The 15,354-nt window shown below is 62.1% G+C and carries 14 protein-coding genes; 7 read left to right on the top strand and 7 right to left on the bottom strand.

The features are described 5' to 3' along the window. Window positions 1-26 precede the first annotated feature (26 nt). Window positions 27-557: a YrhB domain-containing protein gene (locus AEP_RS18895; protein ID WP_087496820.1), complete on the top strand. Its 531-nt coding sequence runs from the start codon at window positions 27-29 to the stop codon at window positions 555-557. 129 nt (window positions 558-686) lie between these two features. Here AEP_RS18895 and AEP_RS18890 read toward each other — a convergent pair whose 3' ends face one another. Together AEP_RS18890 and AEP_RS18885 are read right to left on the bottom strand one after the other, a co-directional pair. After that, the gene (locus AEP_RS18890; protein WP_087496819.1) at window positions 687-1,154 is read right to left on the bottom strand and encodes a hypothetical protein; all 468 of its coding nucleotides are present in this window, start codon (window positions 1,152-1,154) and stop codon (window positions 687-689) included. Then, window positions 1,151-1,783 (bottom strand): TetR/AcrR family transcriptional regulator, encoded by a 633-nt coding sequence (locus AEP_RS18885; RefSeq protein ID WP_087496818.1) that lies wholly within the window; start codon window positions 1,781-1,783, stop codon window positions 1,151-1,153. The genes AEP_RS18890 and AEP_RS18885 overlap by 4 nt, the downstream gene beginning before the upstream one ends. 85 nt (window positions 1,784-1,868) lie before the next feature. Between AEP_RS18885 and AEP_RS18880 the strand changes: the two genes are divergently transcribed. Continuing rightward, window positions 1,869-2,228 carry a DUF1304 domain-containing protein gene (locus AEP_RS18880; RefSeq protein ID WP_087497431.1) on the top strand — a complete coding sequence of 120 codons (360 nt, stop codon included), beginning with the start codon at window positions 1,869-1,871 and terminating at the stop codon, window positions 2,226-2,228. A gap of 14 nt (window positions 2,229-2,242) precedes the next feature. Here AEP_RS18880 and AEP_RS18875 read toward each other — a convergent pair whose 3' ends face one another. After that, window positions 2,243-2,755, bottom strand: coding sequence for a Rossmann fold nucleotide-binding protein (locus AEP_RS18875; protein WP_087496817.1), 513 nt, complete (start codon window positions 2,753-2,755; stop codon window positions 2,243-2,245). Between the two features lie 8 nt (window positions 2,756-2,763). Next, window positions 2,764-3,864 (bottom strand): NADH:flavin oxidoreductase, encoded by a 1,101-nt coding sequence (locus tag AEP_RS18870; protein WP_087497430.1) that lies wholly within the window; start codon window positions 3,862-3,864, stop codon window positions 2,764-2,766. Between the two features lie 61 nt (window positions 3,865-3,925). Here AEP_RS18870 and pbpC point away from each other — a divergent pair, with 61 nt between their 5' ends. Next, entirely contained in the window at window positions 3,926-6,190 is a 2,265-nt protein-coding gene (gene pbpC / locus AEP_RS18865; protein WP_442873374.1) for a penicillin-binding protein 1C, read from the top strand. Further along, window positions 6,187-6,999, top strand: a complete 813-nt coding sequence (locus AEP_RS18860) for a hypothetical protein (protein ID WP_232459875.1) — start codon at window positions 6,187-6,189, stop codon at window positions 6,997-6,999. Before pbpC ends, AEP_RS18860 begins: the two co-directional genes overlap by 4 nt. Here AEP_RS18860 and AEP_RS18855 read toward each other — a convergent pair. Continuing rightward, window positions 6,993-8,351, bottom strand: a complete 1,359-nt coding sequence (locus AEP_RS18855) for a DUF3999 family protein (protein WP_157673225.1) — start codon at window positions 8,349-8,351, stop codon at window positions 6,993-6,995. The two genes, AEP_RS18860 and AEP_RS18855, sit on opposite strands and share 7 nt — an antisense overlap. 25 nt (window positions 8,352-8,376) lie before the next feature. Here AEP_RS18855 and AEP_RS18850 point away from each other — a divergent pair, with 25 nt between their 5' ends. Next, window positions 8,377-9,522 (top strand): alpha-hydroxy acid oxidase, encoded by a 1,146-nt coding sequence (locus AEP_RS18850; RefSeq protein ID WP_087496816.1) that lies wholly within the window; start codon window positions 8,377-8,379, stop codon window positions 9,520-9,522. A 16-nt stretch (window positions 9,523-9,538) separates the two neighbouring features. Here AEP_RS18850 and AEP_RS18845 read toward each other — a convergent pair whose 3' ends face one another. Then, window positions 9,539-10,882, bottom strand: coding sequence for an ABC transporter substrate-binding protein (locus AEP_RS18845; RefSeq protein ID WP_232459874.1), 1,344 nt, complete (start codon window positions 10,880-10,882; stop codon window positions 9,539-9,541). Between the two features lie 129 nt (window positions 10,883-11,011). Here AEP_RS18845 and dinB point away from each other — a divergent pair, with 129 nt between their 5' ends. Next, complete coding sequence (gene dinB, locus AEP_RS18840; RefSeq protein ID WP_087496815.1) at window positions 11,012-12,280, top strand: DNA polymerase IV; 1,269 nt, start codon at window positions 11,012-11,014, stop codon at window positions 12,278-12,280. On the opposite strand, the gene AEP_RS18835 is transcribed toward dinB, so the two are convergent. Further along, complete coding sequence (locus AEP_RS18835; protein WP_198301862.1) at window positions 12,277-13,518, bottom strand: diguanylate phosphodiesterase; 1,242 nt, start codon at window positions 13,516-13,518, stop codon at window positions 12,277-12,279. The genes dinB and AEP_RS18835 overlap by 4 nt on opposite strands. A gap of 257 nt (window positions 13,519-13,775) precedes the next feature. Here AEP_RS18835 and AEP_RS18830 point away from each other — a divergent pair, with 257 nt between their 5' ends. Then, complete coding sequence (locus tag AEP_RS18830) at window positions 13,776-15,335, top strand: methyl-accepting chemotaxis protein (RefSeq protein WP_087497425.1); 1,560 nt, start codon at window positions 13,776-13,778, stop codon at window positions 15,333-15,335. The last annotated feature ends 19 nt before the right edge of the window (window positions 15,336-15,354 follow it).

Raw genomic sequence — 15,354 nt, 5'->3', positions numbered from 1 at the left:
TCTGTACATTATTTTCGAGCAGTCAAATGACTTTCACCTTTCTACAGGCCATTGAGGTTGCCATCAACCAGCTTTCATCCCGTAGCTATGAAGGTGTGACGCTGCAACTACTTTCAGACAAGACCGAGGAATTCGATGTAGGCTGGGTCTTCTACTATCAGTCTGCTGGTTTCATCAATACAGGCGATGTTCGCGCTTCTGTCGTTGGCAATGCACCGCTCTTCGTTTCACGTTCAGATGGGCTTCCTTTTTTCATCAGCTATCACCGTCCGCTCGCGGAATCAGTAGCCGCATATCGAGCCTACGGCAACCCCAACGCACAAGAGGTTCCTGAGGTTCGCCTTACGGGATGGCGCAAAGGAGCTCTGTCTGTTTCCGCCATTTTGGCCGTTCGGCAACACGCAGGCGTTGACCTTGCCCAATCAAAGAACGCCATTGAGTCCTGTCTCGCCAACCAATCGCCCGTGGTATCCGTCCCCACAGTAGCAGAAGCAAGAGCTTTGGTTCTTGCTCTTGCATCCGTCGGATTTGAAGCGGTGATCCACTATGCTGTCTAGCAGATTGCTCCTCTGCAAACGTCTACTTCCTGTCTTTTCCGGCATTTCCGCGGTAAGGCGGCTTCGGAGTCTAGGCAATGTCTCCTAACAGCCTAAAGCGGAAATCCTGGAGTCCCTCGTCAACAGCTTCTAAGAGAGTACAAGCACCCCAGAAAACCTCAGGTGGTGCAAACACTCCCGCACTATTACCATCGCCGCATAAAACTCCGGCGCCGTAGGCAAGGCCTCATGCCCGATCGGCCTACCTTGGCTGACCATGGCGATGCGGTTGAACTGGTCTTCCACCTCCTCCAGACTCCAGATCAGCACCGCATCCGGCGCAGCGCCCACACCTTGCGATATCAACGCCGCACCTGAGCCGCTTAGTTGCAACTGCTCCGTGCGAGCCAGCTTGACAGCAAGCGGCATCAGCACGTCCTCAGTCACCTCTATGGCGTGTTCAATGTCCAGCGGCGTGGGCGGTGTGTGCCGCATCCATTGGCGGGCCAGCGATGTGGTGCCCAATTGCAACTCTTGTTGCAAGACGACATGGCCGTCCTGCGTACACAACAAAGTGCTGGTCTCCGTACCGAGTTGAAGTGTGGTTTGAAGCGTCATCGCGCATCCTTGTTTCGCAGGCCTTCCAGCATGGCCACCAGACACTGTCGGGTGTCTGCCAGCGCGTCCTGCACGCCCGCTTCATCGTCCGGCAGAGAGTCCATGCCGCCATACAAAGCGCCCAACACGATGCGTGCCAAGCGCTCGGCATCGTGCCCCTGAAAAATGCCATGTGACTGAATGGCGGCGATGCTGCCGCGCATGGCGCCCAAGCCCTGCCGTTGGCGGACGTCACCCCACACCTGCGCGCCCAGCACCGCGGGCGCGTCCACCAGCATCAGGCGGCGCATGGGTGCGTTGGTGCCGGCTTGCAGCACGGTGTCGATAGAGGCCAAAAACGCATCCCAGGCGTTGCCACCTTTCGCGGTCACGGCGTGGCTTGCTGCCATGGCTGCTTGCACCAACTGCGCGTCCACCTGCTCAACTACCGCAGCAAACAAGCCTTTTTTGTCGCCGTAGTGGTGGTAGAGCGCGCCCACGGTCACGCCGGCATCCGCGCAGATGCTGCCGACCGGTGCTTTCTCGTAGCCCTGCTCGCTGAACCAGCGCAGTGCGGAGCTTTGCAGTGCGGCCTGGGTGGCACTAGCGTTTTCTTTGCGGCCGTCGCGTTTGGTGGAGGTGTCAGACATGGGTAACGGGGGTGACAACTGCACCCTTTACAAACATAACGTGATTATGTATTCTTCAAACCACTTTATCAACCGGAATGCTCCCATGCCCATCGTCGCCCAAGTTCTTATTGCACTGGTCTGCCTGATCCACGTGTACATCTTTCTGCTGGAAACCGTGCTCTACAAGAGCCGTGGGGTGAAGGTATTTGGCATTCCACCCTCTGAAGTGGAGTCGCGCAAGGCAGCCATGTCCAACCAGGGCTGTTACAACGGATTTTTGGCTGCGGCCCTTTTGCTGGGCCTGGTCTACCCCGACCCGGCGATTGCCAAGGCCTTTGCCACCTTCGGCTTGGCCTGCGTGGCGGTGGCAGGTGTGTGGGGCGCGGTCACGGTGATGGTGCGCATTCTGTACATCCAGACCGTGCCCGCAGTGTTGGGCTTGGCTGCGCTCTACCTGCTCTGAAGCAGGCAGTAGCCTTAAGCCAGTCCCAAAGCTTTCAAGCGCGCTTCCAGCTCTGCCACAGAGCCCCAAGGCAGGATAGGTGAGTTTTTGCGCTCATCCGGCGGGTTCTGCTCCAGCTGATCAGACCAGCCGCCGCAACCTGTCAGCGGCAGCAAAGGCCGCTTGTGCAACCAGGCCAGGCACACCTCCGAGATGGTGCCGGCCCGCCCGCCTATGACCAGGCAGGCGTCGCCCGCCAAGGCCATCAACAAATTGCGCGCATCCCCCACGCCTGAAGGCACTACCACGGTGGCAGGCCAATCGGGCGGCGGCATCTCGCCTTCGGGGATGATGCTCAGCACCTGCCCGCCCGCAGCCACCGCGCATTCGGCGGCATGGCGGGTGGCCGGGCTGCCACAGCCACTGACCACCGTGATGCCCAGCCCCGCCATCAGGCGGCCGGCCTCACCAGCAAGTGCATACGCCGCCGAGCCGGGCTCTGCACTCCCCAACACACATACCTGCCGTCGGCGGATCGTCGTGGCCATGGCGTGCCTTAGACCAAAGTGCCCAGCGCTGCCGGCGAGAAGTTCGACAACTCCGCCTCGCGGCCATCACGCACCTTCACCGCCCAATCCGGGTCGCTGATGAGCGCGCGGCCCACGGCCACCAAGTCAAAGTCGCCCCGGTCAAAGCGGCGCAGCAATTCGTCCAGCGATGCGGGCTTCGAGCTTTCGCCGCCGAAAGCCGCAATGAACTCACCACTCAGGCCCACCGAGCCCACCGTGATGGTGGGGCGACCTGTGAGCTTTTTGGTCCAGCCGGCAAAGTTCAGGTCAGAGCCTTCAAACTCCGGCTCCCAGAAACGGCGCTGCGAGCAGTGGAAGATGTCTGCACCAGCGTCAGCCAATGGCTGCAGCCAGGCGGCCATTTCATCGGGCGTTTGCGCAATGCGGGCAGCGTAATCCTGCTGCTTCCACTGCGAGAGGCGGATGATGACCGGGTAGTCCGGGCCCACTTCGGTGCGCACGGCCTTCAAAATTTCGGCGGCAAAGCGGCCACGGGCCACCAAATCACCACCGTATTTGTCGGTGCGCGCATTGGTGCCTTCCCAGAAGAACTGGTCGATCAAGTAACCATGGGCGCCATGCAGCTCAATCGTGTCAAAGCCCAGGCGCTTGGCAGCGCCGGCGGCTTTGGCGAATGCGGCAATCGTGTCGGCAATGGCTTCGTCGGTCATGGGCTCGCCAAAGGTTTTGCCGGGGCGCGACAGGCCGGAGGGCGAGTCCACGGGCGGTGGCGCGGTCCAGGTGGTGCGCGGGTTGCGGGCTGCGCCCACGTGCCAGAGCTGCGGTGCCATCACGCCACCGGCCTGGTGCACCGCGTTGATGACGTCTTGCCAAGCGCCCAAGGCAGCATCGCCCCAGAAGTGCGGCACATCCGGGTCGTTGGCGGCAGAGGGGCGCTGCACCACCGTGCCTTCGGAAACAATCAGTCCCACAGCGGCGGCCGCGCGCTTGCGGTAATACTCGGTCACCGCCGGAGTGGGCACACCGCCGGGCGAGAAAGAACGGGTCATGGGTGCCATGACAATGCGGTTGGCAAGCTTCAAGCCTTTGAAGCTGAAGGGCTGGAACAAGGGTGCGGCGTTAGACATAAGAGCAAAGGTGGGTGGGTTGCAGATCAACACAGTTTACGCAGACCGAACCGGGCACACCGTGCCTAAGGTCACCAAGGCTACAGGCAGGCTGCGCCTCACTTTTGCTACGCTTTTGATAGCCGCTTGCGCACATTCGGCGGGCGCCAAAACCACTTTTGAGCAAGTAAAGGCTGGCTATAAGCCTTCTGACACCATGCTGCTGGACCGCCAAGGCGAAGTGCTGCACCGCCTGCGCACCGACACCAGCGTGCGCCGCGGGCAGTGGGTCGCGCTAGCGGATGTGTCGCCCGCGCTACGCACGGCGCTGGTGCTGAGCGAGGACAAGCGCTTTTACGAGCACAGCGGGGTGGACTGGCGAGCCGTGTCCGCCGCCGCCTGGGCCAACCTGTGGAACACCAAAACCCGGGGAGCCTCCACCATCACCATGCAGCTTGCCGGCTTGTTGGACGAGGATTTGAAGCGCAGCAACTCCGGCCGCAGCGTGGTGCAAAAGCTGGGCCAAACCATGGCCGCCGAGAGCCTGGAACGCGGCTGGCGGAAAGACCAGATTCTGGAGGCCTACCTCAACCTCGTGCCCTTCCGGGGCGAGCTGGTGGGCATTGACGCTTTAAGCCGCAGCCTCTTCGGCAAGGCGCCGCACGGCCTGGACCACCGCGAGGCCGCAGTGGCCGCCGCCCTGATCCGCGCGCCCAATGCCAAAGAGGCGCAGGTCACCCAGCGGGCCTGCAGTGTGTTCAAAACCCTGGAGCCCACCAGTGCAAACAAGGCCGCAGGCCCAAGCAGTGGTGGCTGCGAAGCCATGGAGCTGTTGGTGGCCTCCGCCCTGGCCCGCCGCGACTTTGCGGCCAGCGAGGGCATCGCCCCGCACGTGGCGCGCCAGCTGGCCCGCACCACGGCGGGGGATGGCGCCACACCGGCCACCATCCGCAGCTCTTTAAGTGCGCCCCTCCAACGCTTTGCCCAACAGGCCATGCAAACCCAGCTGCGAGAGTTGAGCGGCCGGCATGTGGAAGACGCCGCCCTGCTGGTGCTGGACAACGCCAGCGGCGAGGTGCTGGCTTGGGTCAACAGCAGCGGCCCCCTGAGCGCCGCGCCTGAGGTGGACTTTGTGACCTCGCTGCGCCAGCCCGGCTCCACGCTCAAGCCGTTTTTGTACGGGCAGGCGCTCTCCGAGCGGCGCATCACCGCCGCCTCCCTGCTCGAAGACTCGGCCACCCAGATTCAGACCACCGGCGGGCTCTACATCCCGCAGAACTACGACCGCCAGTTCAAAGGCTGGGTGTCGGCCCGCACCGCACTGGGCGCCTCGCTGAACGTGCCGGCAGTGCGCACGCTGGTCATGGTGTCGCCCGACGCTTTTCAGAAACAGCTGGCCCTCATGGGAATGCCGCTCAAGGAGAGTGGCGACTACTATGGCTACAGCCTGGCTTTGGGCAGTGCTGAGACCACGCTGCTCAACCTAACCAACAGCTACCGCACCCTGGCCAATGGCGGCCGCGCCAGCCCCGCCCGCCTGACGGTGGGCCGCACGCCTCCGGCCTTCAGCCCGGCGCTGGATGCGCGGGCCGCTTTCATCGTGGGAGACATCCTGAGCGACCCGATGGCGCGGGCCCGCACCTTCGGCACCGACAGCGTACTGGCCACCCGCTTCTGGGCCGCCGTCAAAACCGGCACCAGCAAAGACATGCGCGACAACTGGGCCGTGGGTTACAGCCAGCGCTACACCGTGGGCGTGTGGGTAGGCAACGCCAGCGGCGCCCCCATGTGGGACGTGAGCGGCACCACCGGCGCCGCCCCCATCTGGGCCGCGGTCATGAACCAGCTGCATCGCCAGCGAAGCAGCCGCGCGCCCCAAGCACCGGCAGGCCTGGTGCAAAAAACGGTGACGGTGGAGGGAGAAGCGCCCCGCAGCGAATGGTTCATCAGCGGCACTGAGCAGGCCAAATTTGCTATGGAAAAAGGAGCTGCTCGCGCATATTCCACGAGCGCCGGAGGCCCAAACGACTCAAAAAATCACGGCAACACCACCACAAACACAGCCCGCATCACGTCCCCCACCAGCGGCACCATCCTCGCGCTGGACCCCGACATTCCGCCCCAAGCTCAGCGCCTGAGCCTGGAAGCAGAAGGCAGCAACCTGCGTTGGCTGATCGACGGCAAGCAAGTCGCCAAAGGCAACACCGCCCTGTGGCTGCCCTGGCCGGGGCGGCATGTGATCCAGATCGTCGACAGCAAAGGCAAGGTACTGGACCAGGTACGCCTGGAGGTGCGAGGCGCCGGCGTCAAAATGCAGGACAGCAAGACCGCCCCACGCCGACCATGACCCGACACATCCGCGTTACCCGCTACCACGCCATCCTGCGTGTACAGCAGCATTTGGAAACCAAGTCATTCCCCCGCCTGCAAATGGCCCTGCTGGTGGCACTCACGGGCGCGGGGGGTTGGCTTTGTTCTGCCCTGCTCTTGCATGCCGGCATGCACAGCATGGCCCTACGCTACCCGCTGGCGGTGGGCGCTGCCTACGGATTCTTCATGCTGCTGTTATGGCTGTGGCTTCGCATAGACAGCCGGGATTTCTTTGACCTGCCCAGCCCCAACTGGAACGGCACGGGTAGCAGCCGCCACTGCGCCGACGCCGCAGACCTTGCCGCAGCGCCTTTCAAAAGTGGTGGCGGTGGCGACTATGCGGGCGGTGGCGCCAGCGCCCCATGGGATAGCCCCGCCCTCGACAGCCCGGCCTTGGGCAGCCCCTCATTGCCCTCCACGGACACACCCGGTTTGTTTTCCGGGCTGAGCGATGCCGCAGGCAGTGTGAGCGATGCGGATGAGATCGCCATTCCGCTGATTGCCATCGTGATGGCCGTGGGCATGGCATTGGCCTCGCTGTATGTGATTTACATCGCGCCGGTGCTGTTCTCTGAATTGATGTTTGATGGCGTGCTCTCGTACACCCTGTACCGCCGTTTGCGCACCTCAGACAGCCCGCATTGGGTGCAAACCGCCATGCGCCACACTGCAGTGCCCTTTGCGGTAACGGCACTGTTGTTGGCCTTGGTCGGTCTGGGTCTGGGGTTGTATGCGCCGGGCGCCCACTCATTGGGGCAGGCCTTGGCGCAGCACGCGGCTCACTGAGACTGCAGGGTATCCACTGGCTTGGCGGCAGGCGGCCGCAGCAGCGCAAACATGGCGGCCATGGCCACGGCCAGAGCCACGAGAAACAAAGCCCACAACACCGGCCCGCGCACCGTCCAATGTGCTGGCATCAGCGAAGCAGCCCACAACTGGGGCGCCCCGGGCAGCACGGCCCGAAGCTGCTTGACCGGACGCAGCGGCACGATGTCAGGCACCATCGCAGGGCCGGGAATCAGGCTCTCCACTTCAACGGCAGCCTGTACAGTGCCAGCCCGGCCGGCTGCCACGGTGTAGGGCCCTTTGCCTGTAGCCAGAAACAACACCTGCAGGGGCGCCAGTTCTGCCGCCAAGCGCAAGCCGCCGGCCGGCAAAGGCACGCCGTTACCGGCCTCTATGCGCAGTTGCGCAATCTGTGCATCCGGCAGAGCTTGTGGCGGGTTACGGCCTGGCCCGCCCGGCAGGTCGTACCGGTACACCACCGTCGAGGTCAGAAGCTTCCAAGGCTGAGCAGGGTCGGCCCGGGCTGAAATGCGCAAGGGCACGGGTTCGTCACCCGGCAGCATTTGCAGGTGCACCGCGCTCAAGGGCGTAGCGAATGGCAAAGACCAGACCAAACCTGAGGTGCCATCCGTAACACCAGCCCCCAACTCGGCGCGCACTGCGGGCTCCGGGGGGCGCAAACCCGCCACCCGCCCTGTCAGACTGGCGAGCTTGACGCCCGTGTGCCCCGGCCAGGTGATCCGCAGGTAGCGCCCCTCCACGCTCAGAGGCTCCTGCAGCTCCACCACGGTGTTCACCGGCGGCTCGGCGCCATCAAAGCGGTACACCGGCCCCTTCACGGGCACCGGCGTCCAGTCTTGCAGGTTGTCACTCACCGCCACTTGCATATGCACTAACGTGTTGCGATGCCACGCACCTTTGATGTCCAGCGCCGCCAGCAACTGCACCTCGGCGCGCAGGTCGGCAATGGCCTGCGTCGCGGTGGATGTGAACGAAAAAGACCGGGTCTGCACCGCATGGCGTTGGCGCACCGGCCCGTTGCCGCCCGTCACCGCAAAGGGAATCACGTCGCCCGCGGCATTCAGCACCCGCACGTCATGGCCGGCGCGGCTTTGCAGGCGGGTCAGTGCATCGGCAGGCAGGGCAATGCGCACCAGGCTGCCGGACTCCACCCCGGCCACGGTGCCCAACCATGCAAATTCGGACACCCTGGGGATAGCGGCCAAGGACTCGGCGCCGGTTGCCAAAGTCGCCTGCAGCAGGCTGCAGACCGTCGCCCAGCGGGCCATTTCAATAATTTCACGCGCCGAAGGGCGGATTTCACGGGCAAACCACCGCCTGCGGACTACCATGCCGCATCGATGAAGGAGACTTTGCATGCCTGTGATCACGAATATTGAAGACTTGCGCGTACTGGCTGAGAAGCGGGTTCCCCGCATGTTTTACGACTATGCCGATTCCGGCTCCTGGACCGAAGGCACATACCGTGCCAATGAAGCGGATTTCCAGAAGATCAAGCTGCGCCAGCGGGTCGCCGTGAACATGGAAAACCGCAGCACCGCCACCACCATGGTGGGCACCGCGGCCAAAATGCCGGTGGCCATTGCTCCGGTAGGCTTGACCGGCATGCAACACGCCGATGGGGAGATCCACGCTGCTCGGGCTGCCGAAAAGTTCGGCATTCCCTTCACACTGTCTACCATGAGCATTTGCTCCATCGAGGACATTGCCGAGAACACCAGCGCCCCCTTCTGGTTCCAGCTCTACATGATGCGGGACCGCAACGCCATGGCCAACATGATCGAGCGCGCCCGCGCCGCGCGCTGCAGTGCCCTGGTGCTGACGCTGGACCTGCAAGTCATCGGCCAGCGCCACAAAGACCTGAAAAACGGCCTGAGCGCCCCACCCCGCCCCACCCTGGCCAACATCATCAACCTGGCCACCAAACCGCGCTGGTGCCTAGGGATGCTGGGCACCCGCCGCCACACCTTCCGCAACCTGGTGGGGCATGTGGAGTCGGTGAGCGACATGAAGTCCCTGGCCGCCTGGACCAACGAACAGTTCGACCCCCGCCTCTCCTGGGACGATGTGAAATGGGTCAAGGAAAAATGGGGTGGCAAGCTCATCCTCAAGGGCATTCAGGACGTGGAAGACGCCGTGTTGGCCGCCCAAAGCGGAGCGGACGCGATTGTGGTGAGCAACCACGGCGGGCGCCAGCTGGACGGCGCACCCAGCAGCATCAGCGCACTGCCGGCCATCGTGGCGGCCGTGGGCGACAAGCTGGAAGTCTGGATGGATGGCGGCATCCGCAGCGGGCAGGACGTGCTGAAGGCTTGGGCACTGGGCGCCAAAGGCACCATGATCGGCCGCGCCATGGTGTATGGTCTGGGCGCCATGGGCGAAGCCGGGGTGACCAAGGCGCTACAAATCATCCACAAAGAGCTGGACGTAACCATGGCCTTCTGCGGCCACACCAACATCCAGAACGTGGACCGCAATATCCTGGTACCCGGCACCTTCTGAGCCGGCCCCTTTCGCCTCAGCGGTAACCCGCTGCAGCCATGATGTCGTTCACCCGGCGCACGATATCGCCCAGCGCCTTGTCCGCCGGTTTTGCGCCGGTCATGCCTTGGTACACCGCCGCCCCCAAGGGGCCGGTGTTGATGTCGTCCCACTCGGGAATGATGGGGCGCCAGTCAGGCTCCGAATAGCGGAGCTGCTCTTTGAGGGTGATGAACTCAGGGAACTGGCGCACCATGTCGGCATCCGCCAGGGTGGAGACCCGGCTCGGGCCTCCTCCGTGACGCACCACCGCCTTGTCTTGCGCCTTGGAAGTGAGCCACTGCAAAAGCAAAAAGGCCGCCTCACTCCGGGCCGAGTTACGCGCAATGGCCAGCCCCAATCCACCGGACTGCGAGGCATAGCGAGTGCCACGCGGATGCAGGGCATAACTTACTTTGCCTTCTACCTTGGATAAGGGGGAACTGCGCACCGCGCCGAACACGGCGGTGGAGTCTAGATACATCGCGCTCTCTCCCTGCAGAAAGCTCGCAAGCATGTCGTTGTAGGAAAACTGGGGAATTCCTTTGGGACCGGTTTCGGCAATGCGCCTGAGCAGCTCCAGCGCCTGCACGCCCTCTTTGCGGTGGAACAACGGGATCCACTGATCGTCAAAAAAACGGCCCCCCAGGGCATTGAAGTGCAGCAACCATGCGTGCACACAGTTGTGCCCGGATTGCCCGCGCGAGGTCAAAGCGCCCATGCCGGTCTTGTCGTGCAAGGGGCCCAGCAAGTCGGCCAACTCGACATAGGTGCGAGGCGGTGCAAAGCCATGTTTTTCGAACAGGTCGCGCCGGTAGGCCAGCACGGACGTCTCGGCACCGTAAGGCACGCCATACAACTTGGCGCCAGGGCCTGGCAAATAGCCCTTGGGCCCGCCTACCAGACCGATGTTTTGCACATAGCGCGGCACCAAATCGCCAAAAGCGTAGTCCGGGTCGGCTAATTGCCGGTTCGCGAAAAAGCCTTCCAGTGGTGCGATGAGTTTCTTTTTGACGTACTCACCCTTCCAGGTGACGATGTAAGTCACCAGATCCAGGCTACTTTGCGGCTTGGCCATCTCCGCCATTTGCACGTGCTTCATGCGCAAGATGTTGTCGCGCGCCACGTCCACCTTGATGCCCGTCTCTGCCGTGAACTGCGGCAGCAGCTTGAGCATGGCGTCAAAGTGCGGGTGATCGGGCACGCTGAAAGCCACCGTCTGCCCCTTGAATCGGGCATGGCGGTCCTGCGCGCGGCTGCTGGCGAGAGGTAGTGCGCTGCCGAACACGGCAAGTGCGCTACCGGCCAGAAGGCGGCGGCGGCTGGCGGCTTTGGAAATCAACGACGTTCCTGCTGTCCATTTATGCAGCGCTCTTTGGTTTTTGTGGCGCTGCTGATATCCCCGAATCCATGATATCTCAGCCACTGGGCAGGAGGCTTACGACTCCTCGGGCTTGATATCCTCGTGGACATGCAAGCTGAAAAGTCGCCCTCATCCGTCGTGCGCCGCATTGCGCACTTGGACATGGATGCGTTTTATGCGTCGGTGGAGTTGCTCCGCTACCCGCAGCTCAAGGGGCTGCCGGTGGTGATTGGTGGCGGGCGGCGGCATGCGGATGACGCGTTACTGGTCAAACACGCAGACACGCCGCTGCACAAAATTCCGGTCGCCGATTTCCCGCTCTTGGATGGCTACACCGGTCGCGGCGTCATCACCACCGCCACGTATGCCGCCCGGCAGTTCGGCGTGGGCTCGGCCATGGGGCTCATGAAAGCGGCCAAATTGTGTCCGCAAGCCATTCTGTTGCCGGTGGACTTTGCCCAGTACCGGCACTACTCGCAGCGCTTCAAAGCCATCATCACTGACATTGCCCCGGTCATGGAGAACCGCGGGGTGGATGAGGTGTACATCGACTTCACCCAGGTGCCTGGTGGGCAACGCCAAGGCGGCCGCGTGCTGGCGCGGCTGATCCAGAAGGCCATTTTTGATGACACGGGCCTCACCTGCTCGGTGGGCGTAGCGCCCAACAAACTGCTGGCCAAGATGGCCAGCGAGTTCAACAAGCCCAACGGCATTGCCATCGTCCATGAGAGCGACCTGGAACCCATGATCTGGCCCCTGGCCTGCCGCAAGATCAATGGCATAGGCCCCAAGGCCGACGAGAAACTCAAAAAGCACGGCATAGAAACCATTGGCCAGTTGGCCGCCAAAGAGCTGCAGTGGCTGATGGACACCTTTGGACCGCGCACCGGTGCCTGGCTGTTTGCTGCCGCCCACGGGCAGGACGACAGGCCGGTGGAAACCGAGAGTGAGCCGGTGAGCATGAGCCGCGAGACCACGTTTGACCGCGACCTGCACGCGGTGCGCGACAAGGCCGAGCTAGGCGCCATCTTTACCCGTCTGTGTGAACAGGTGGCGGACGACCTGCAGCGCAAGGGCTACCGCGGAAAAACCGTGGGAATCAAACTGCGGTTTGACGATTTCAAAAGCGTGACCCGAGACATCACGGTGGACTACTTCACGGCTGACGCAAAAGACATACGACGAATTGCGGGCCTGTGCCTCAAGCGCGCGCCATTACAAAAACGCCTACGCCTCCTGGGCGTCCGCGTAGGCGCACTGCTCAGTGAGGATGAAGCGTTGGAATTTATGAAAAACAAGCCGGTAGCGCACGTGGAATATGCGCGAGCAGCTACTAAAAACATAGCAAACGATCCGCTGACAGGTCAGCTCTTTTAACCCCGCCACTCCACCGCTGGCAAGGCACACAGTCCGGGCCTGGCAATCAAATATCCCTGAATCCGGTTGACACCCGCATGGCGCAGCCAGTTGAACTCCTCGACGGTCTCCACGCCCTCAGCCACCACGGCAATGCCAAGGCAATAACAAAACTCCACGATGGCCCGCACAATGGCTTGACGGGGCCCGCTTTCGTGCACGTTCTGGACTATGCAACGGTCAATCTTGAGTTTGTCGGGCTGAAAGTCCGCCAAGAGCGACAGACCTGCAAACCCGGCGCCAAAGTCATCAATGGCCACGCGCATACCTGCTGAGCGAACGCGTTTGACCGCGTCGGCAAACATGTCGGGGTCCGTTATCGCTTCTTCTTCGGTGACTTCCAGCACGATGCGATCCGGGGTGAAGCCGTGGCGTGCTGCCGCTTGCACCAGAAAGTCGACGGCATTGGCGTCCGCCAGCAACGATTGGGGTAGCAGATTGAGTGAAAGGCGGGCATCAGTACCCAGCTGCTGGGCGATGGAAAGCGCAGACACTTTGCTCATCAGGTCAAAACGGTGCAAGGCCTCGCCGGAGAAAGCCCCCAGCACGGAATGCGGCGACTCACCTGCCGGACCGCGGAGCAGTGCCTCGTAAGAGCTCACGCGCCGGGTCTGGAAATCCACGATAGGCTGGTACGCAAACAAAGGGCCCGAGGCGGGTAGCAATGCCCTGTACTCAGGGCTCAGATGGCGACCCGCAATGAACAACTCCGGGTCCTTGGCACTGCGCGAATGCGGAACAGAATCGGCGCCCGGCATCATCACGTGATGGTGCCAACGGCCTTGGGTAAACGCATCGAGTACGGTGCGCACTCGGTCTTCAGTCAGGTTTTGCAGCGCATGGCTGGCCAGCAGCTCACTCCAGGTGGAGAGCCCCACGATGCCCACCTCGGATTGCACACCCAGCTTGGGTGCCGCCAAGCCCATGCTCCATTTCGCAAACCGGCGCTGCGCGATCGGCTCGTGAATCAGCTTCACCATATTGCTGTGGCGGGTGTCTTTTTTGAGCCTTTGGAAGAGTGCGAGGATGACTGGATCTTCGCCTTCCATGACCTGCAAGAAGCAGCCCTGGTCATAAATCAGCAAGCCCGAAACATCGACCCGCGCGTTGTTGCGGGCTGCGGCCGAGGCAATAGCTTGCAGGGCCTCAGGGGTGAGGTCCTCATGGGCCTGGCTGGTATAGATCAGCTGGGACAGCATAGCGTTCTGCCTCTCATCAAAAGAGCATCTGAGGGCCATGCTAACTCAGCACCGCTCGCTTGACTAACTCGCCAAGCCTGACTTAATTGATTCCAGTCAAGAATCGATCAAACGCTTGATCAAGGTCAACCCGGCAAAAAAACAAGCGCGCATTCTCTGGGTTATTGCACATTGACTTCATCAACATCCCTGTTGCTAAATGCATTGGTGCAGAGGTCTTTGATAGTTACACCATCCAAAAAAAGGGGAAAGTCCATATGCGCGTGAATCTACCGATCAGCCAGCGGGAATACGACTACCCATCCGACCGGATGTTGGTGTCGATGACAGATACCAAGGGCGTCATTACCCATTGCAACCATGCATTTGTAGAGACCAGCGGTTTCAGCTACGAAGAGCTGATAGGCCAGAACCACAATCTGGTGCGGCACCCCGACATGCCACCTGCCGCCTACCGCGACATGTGGAACACCATAGGCCGAGGCCTGCCTTGGACAGCGCTGGTCAAAAACCGCCGCAAAGATGGCGACCACTATTGGGTGCAGGCCAATGTGACCCCGATTCTGGACAACGGCAAGCCCAAGGGCTACATGTCTGTCCGCATCAAGCCCAGCCGGCAAGAAATCCAGGAAGCAGAAGCGCTGTATGCCCAGATGCGTGCCGAAGAAAAATCCGGCAAAGCCACCATTTACCTGCGCAACGGCCGGGTCCGGTACCACGGCATCAAAGGCTGGGCCGGTGCGCTGGGGCGCTTATCGTTGACTGCACGGCTGGGCATCGCATTGGCGGGCATGGTGCTACTGGGAATGCTTCCGGACCTTTTGGGTCTGGAGGGTTCGGCCCTGTTCTGGACCCAATTGGGTGTGCTCTCTGTGGGCGCGCTGGGGGTGATGGCCTGGTTCCAACTCCGCTTCGGTGCTGCGATCAAGGCAGCTGAAGACTTTGCGAATGACATCTCAGGCTGCAACCTGACCACCAATGTTTCGGGCGCCTACCCGCCACCGCTGGGCGACATGATCCGGGCTTTGCGCCAGATTCAAATCAACCTGCGGGCCGTGGTCGGCGATGTGCGCGAGGAAATCGATTCGTTCAGCCGCTCTGCTGCGGAGATTGCCTCCGGCAGTATGGATTTGTCTGCACGCACCGAGTCCCAGGCCAGCAGCCTGGAGGAGACCGCTGCCTCCATGGAGGAACTCTCCAGCACCGTCAAACAAACGGCAGACACTGCAGCCCGTGTAGCGGACCAGAGCGCCCGCAGCTCCAAGGTGGCCACGGAGGGCGGAGAGGCCGTGCACCACGTGATTGGAGTGATGGAACGGATTGACCAGTCCTCCAGCAAGATGCGCGACATCATCAGTGTGATTGAAGGCATTGCGTTCCAGACCAACATCCTGGCGCTCAATGCCGCAGTGGAAGCTGCTCGCGCCGGTGAACAGGGCCGTGGTTTTGCCGTGGTGGCGTCCGAGGTGCGGGCTCTGGCCCAGCGCAGTGCGACCGCCGCCAAAGAAATCCGCGAACTCATCGCCCAATCTTCAGAGCAGATTTCTGAAGGTGCAACGCAGATGAAGAATGCCGGACGCACCATCGATGCGGTGGTTGCCAACGTGCAGGAAGTAGGCAACCTGATCCAGATGATTACCAGCGCCACCAAGGAGCAAGCCATCGGCATCGCCCAGGTGAACGAAGCAGTGACCCAACTGGACACGGTGACCCAACAAAACGCGGCCTTGGTGGAAGAGTCAGCCGCGTCTTCGGACGGTTTGAACAACAGTGCCTCATCGGTTGCGCGTGCGGTTCAGGTGTTCCAGCTACCATAGAAGCCTGATGACACCGCGC

Origin of the sequence: Curvibacter sp. AEP1-3, assembly GCF_002163715.1 — a bacterium.
GTDB lineage: Bacteria > Pseudomonadota > Gammaproteobacteria > Burkholderiales > Burkholderiaceae_C > Allorhodoferax.
This window is presented reverse-complemented; position numbering and strand designations above follow the sequence as displayed.

Bases quoted from the DNA above. Each gene is read 5' to 3' on its own strand.
- AEP_RS18895 (WP_087496820.1), top strand. From the start codon at position 27: ATGACTTTCACCTTTCTACAGGCCATTGAGGTTGCCATCAACCAGCTT.
- AEP_RS18890 (WP_087496819.1), bottom strand. From the start codon at position 1,154: ATGACGCTTCAAACCACACTTCAACTCGGTACGGAGACCAGCACTTTG.
- AEP_RS18885 (WP_087496818.1), bottom strand. From the start codon at position 1,783: ATGTCTGACACCTCCACCAAACGCGACGGCCGCAAAGAAAACGCTAGT.
- AEP_RS18880 (WP_087497431.1), top strand. From the start codon at position 1,869: ATGCCCATCGTCGCCCAAGTTCTTATTGCACTGGTCTGCCTGATCCAC.
- AEP_RS18875 (WP_087496817.1), bottom strand. From the start codon at position 2,755: ATGGCCACGACGATCCGCCGACGGCAGGTATGTGTGTTGGGGAGTGCA.
- AEP_RS18870 (WP_087497430.1), bottom strand. From the start codon at position 3,864: ATGTCTAACGCCGCACCCTTGTTCCAGCCCTTCAGCTTCAAAGGCTTG.
- AEP_RS18860 (WP_232459875.1), top strand. From the start codon at position 6,187: ATGACCCGACACATCCGCGTTACCCGCTACCACGCCATCCTGCGTGTA.
- AEP_RS18855 (WP_157673225.1), bottom strand. From the start codon at position 8,351: ATGGTAGTCCGCAGGCGGTGGTTTGCCCGTGAAATCCGCCCTTCGGCG.
- AEP_RS18850 (WP_087496816.1), top strand. From the start codon at position 8,377: ATGCCTGTGATCACGAATATTGAAGACTTGCGCGTACTGGCTGAGAAG.
- dinB (WP_087496815.1), top strand. From the start codon at position 11,012: ATGCAAGCTGAAAAGTCGCCCTCATCCGTCGTGCGCCGCATTGCGCAC.
- AEP_RS18835 (WP_198301862.1), bottom strand. From the start codon at position 13,518: ATGCTGTCCCAGCTGATCTATACCAGCCAGGCCCATGAGGACCTCACC.
- AEP_RS18830 (WP_087497425.1), top strand. From the start codon at position 13,776: ATGCGCGTGAATCTACCGATCAGCCAGCGGGAATACGACTACCCATCC.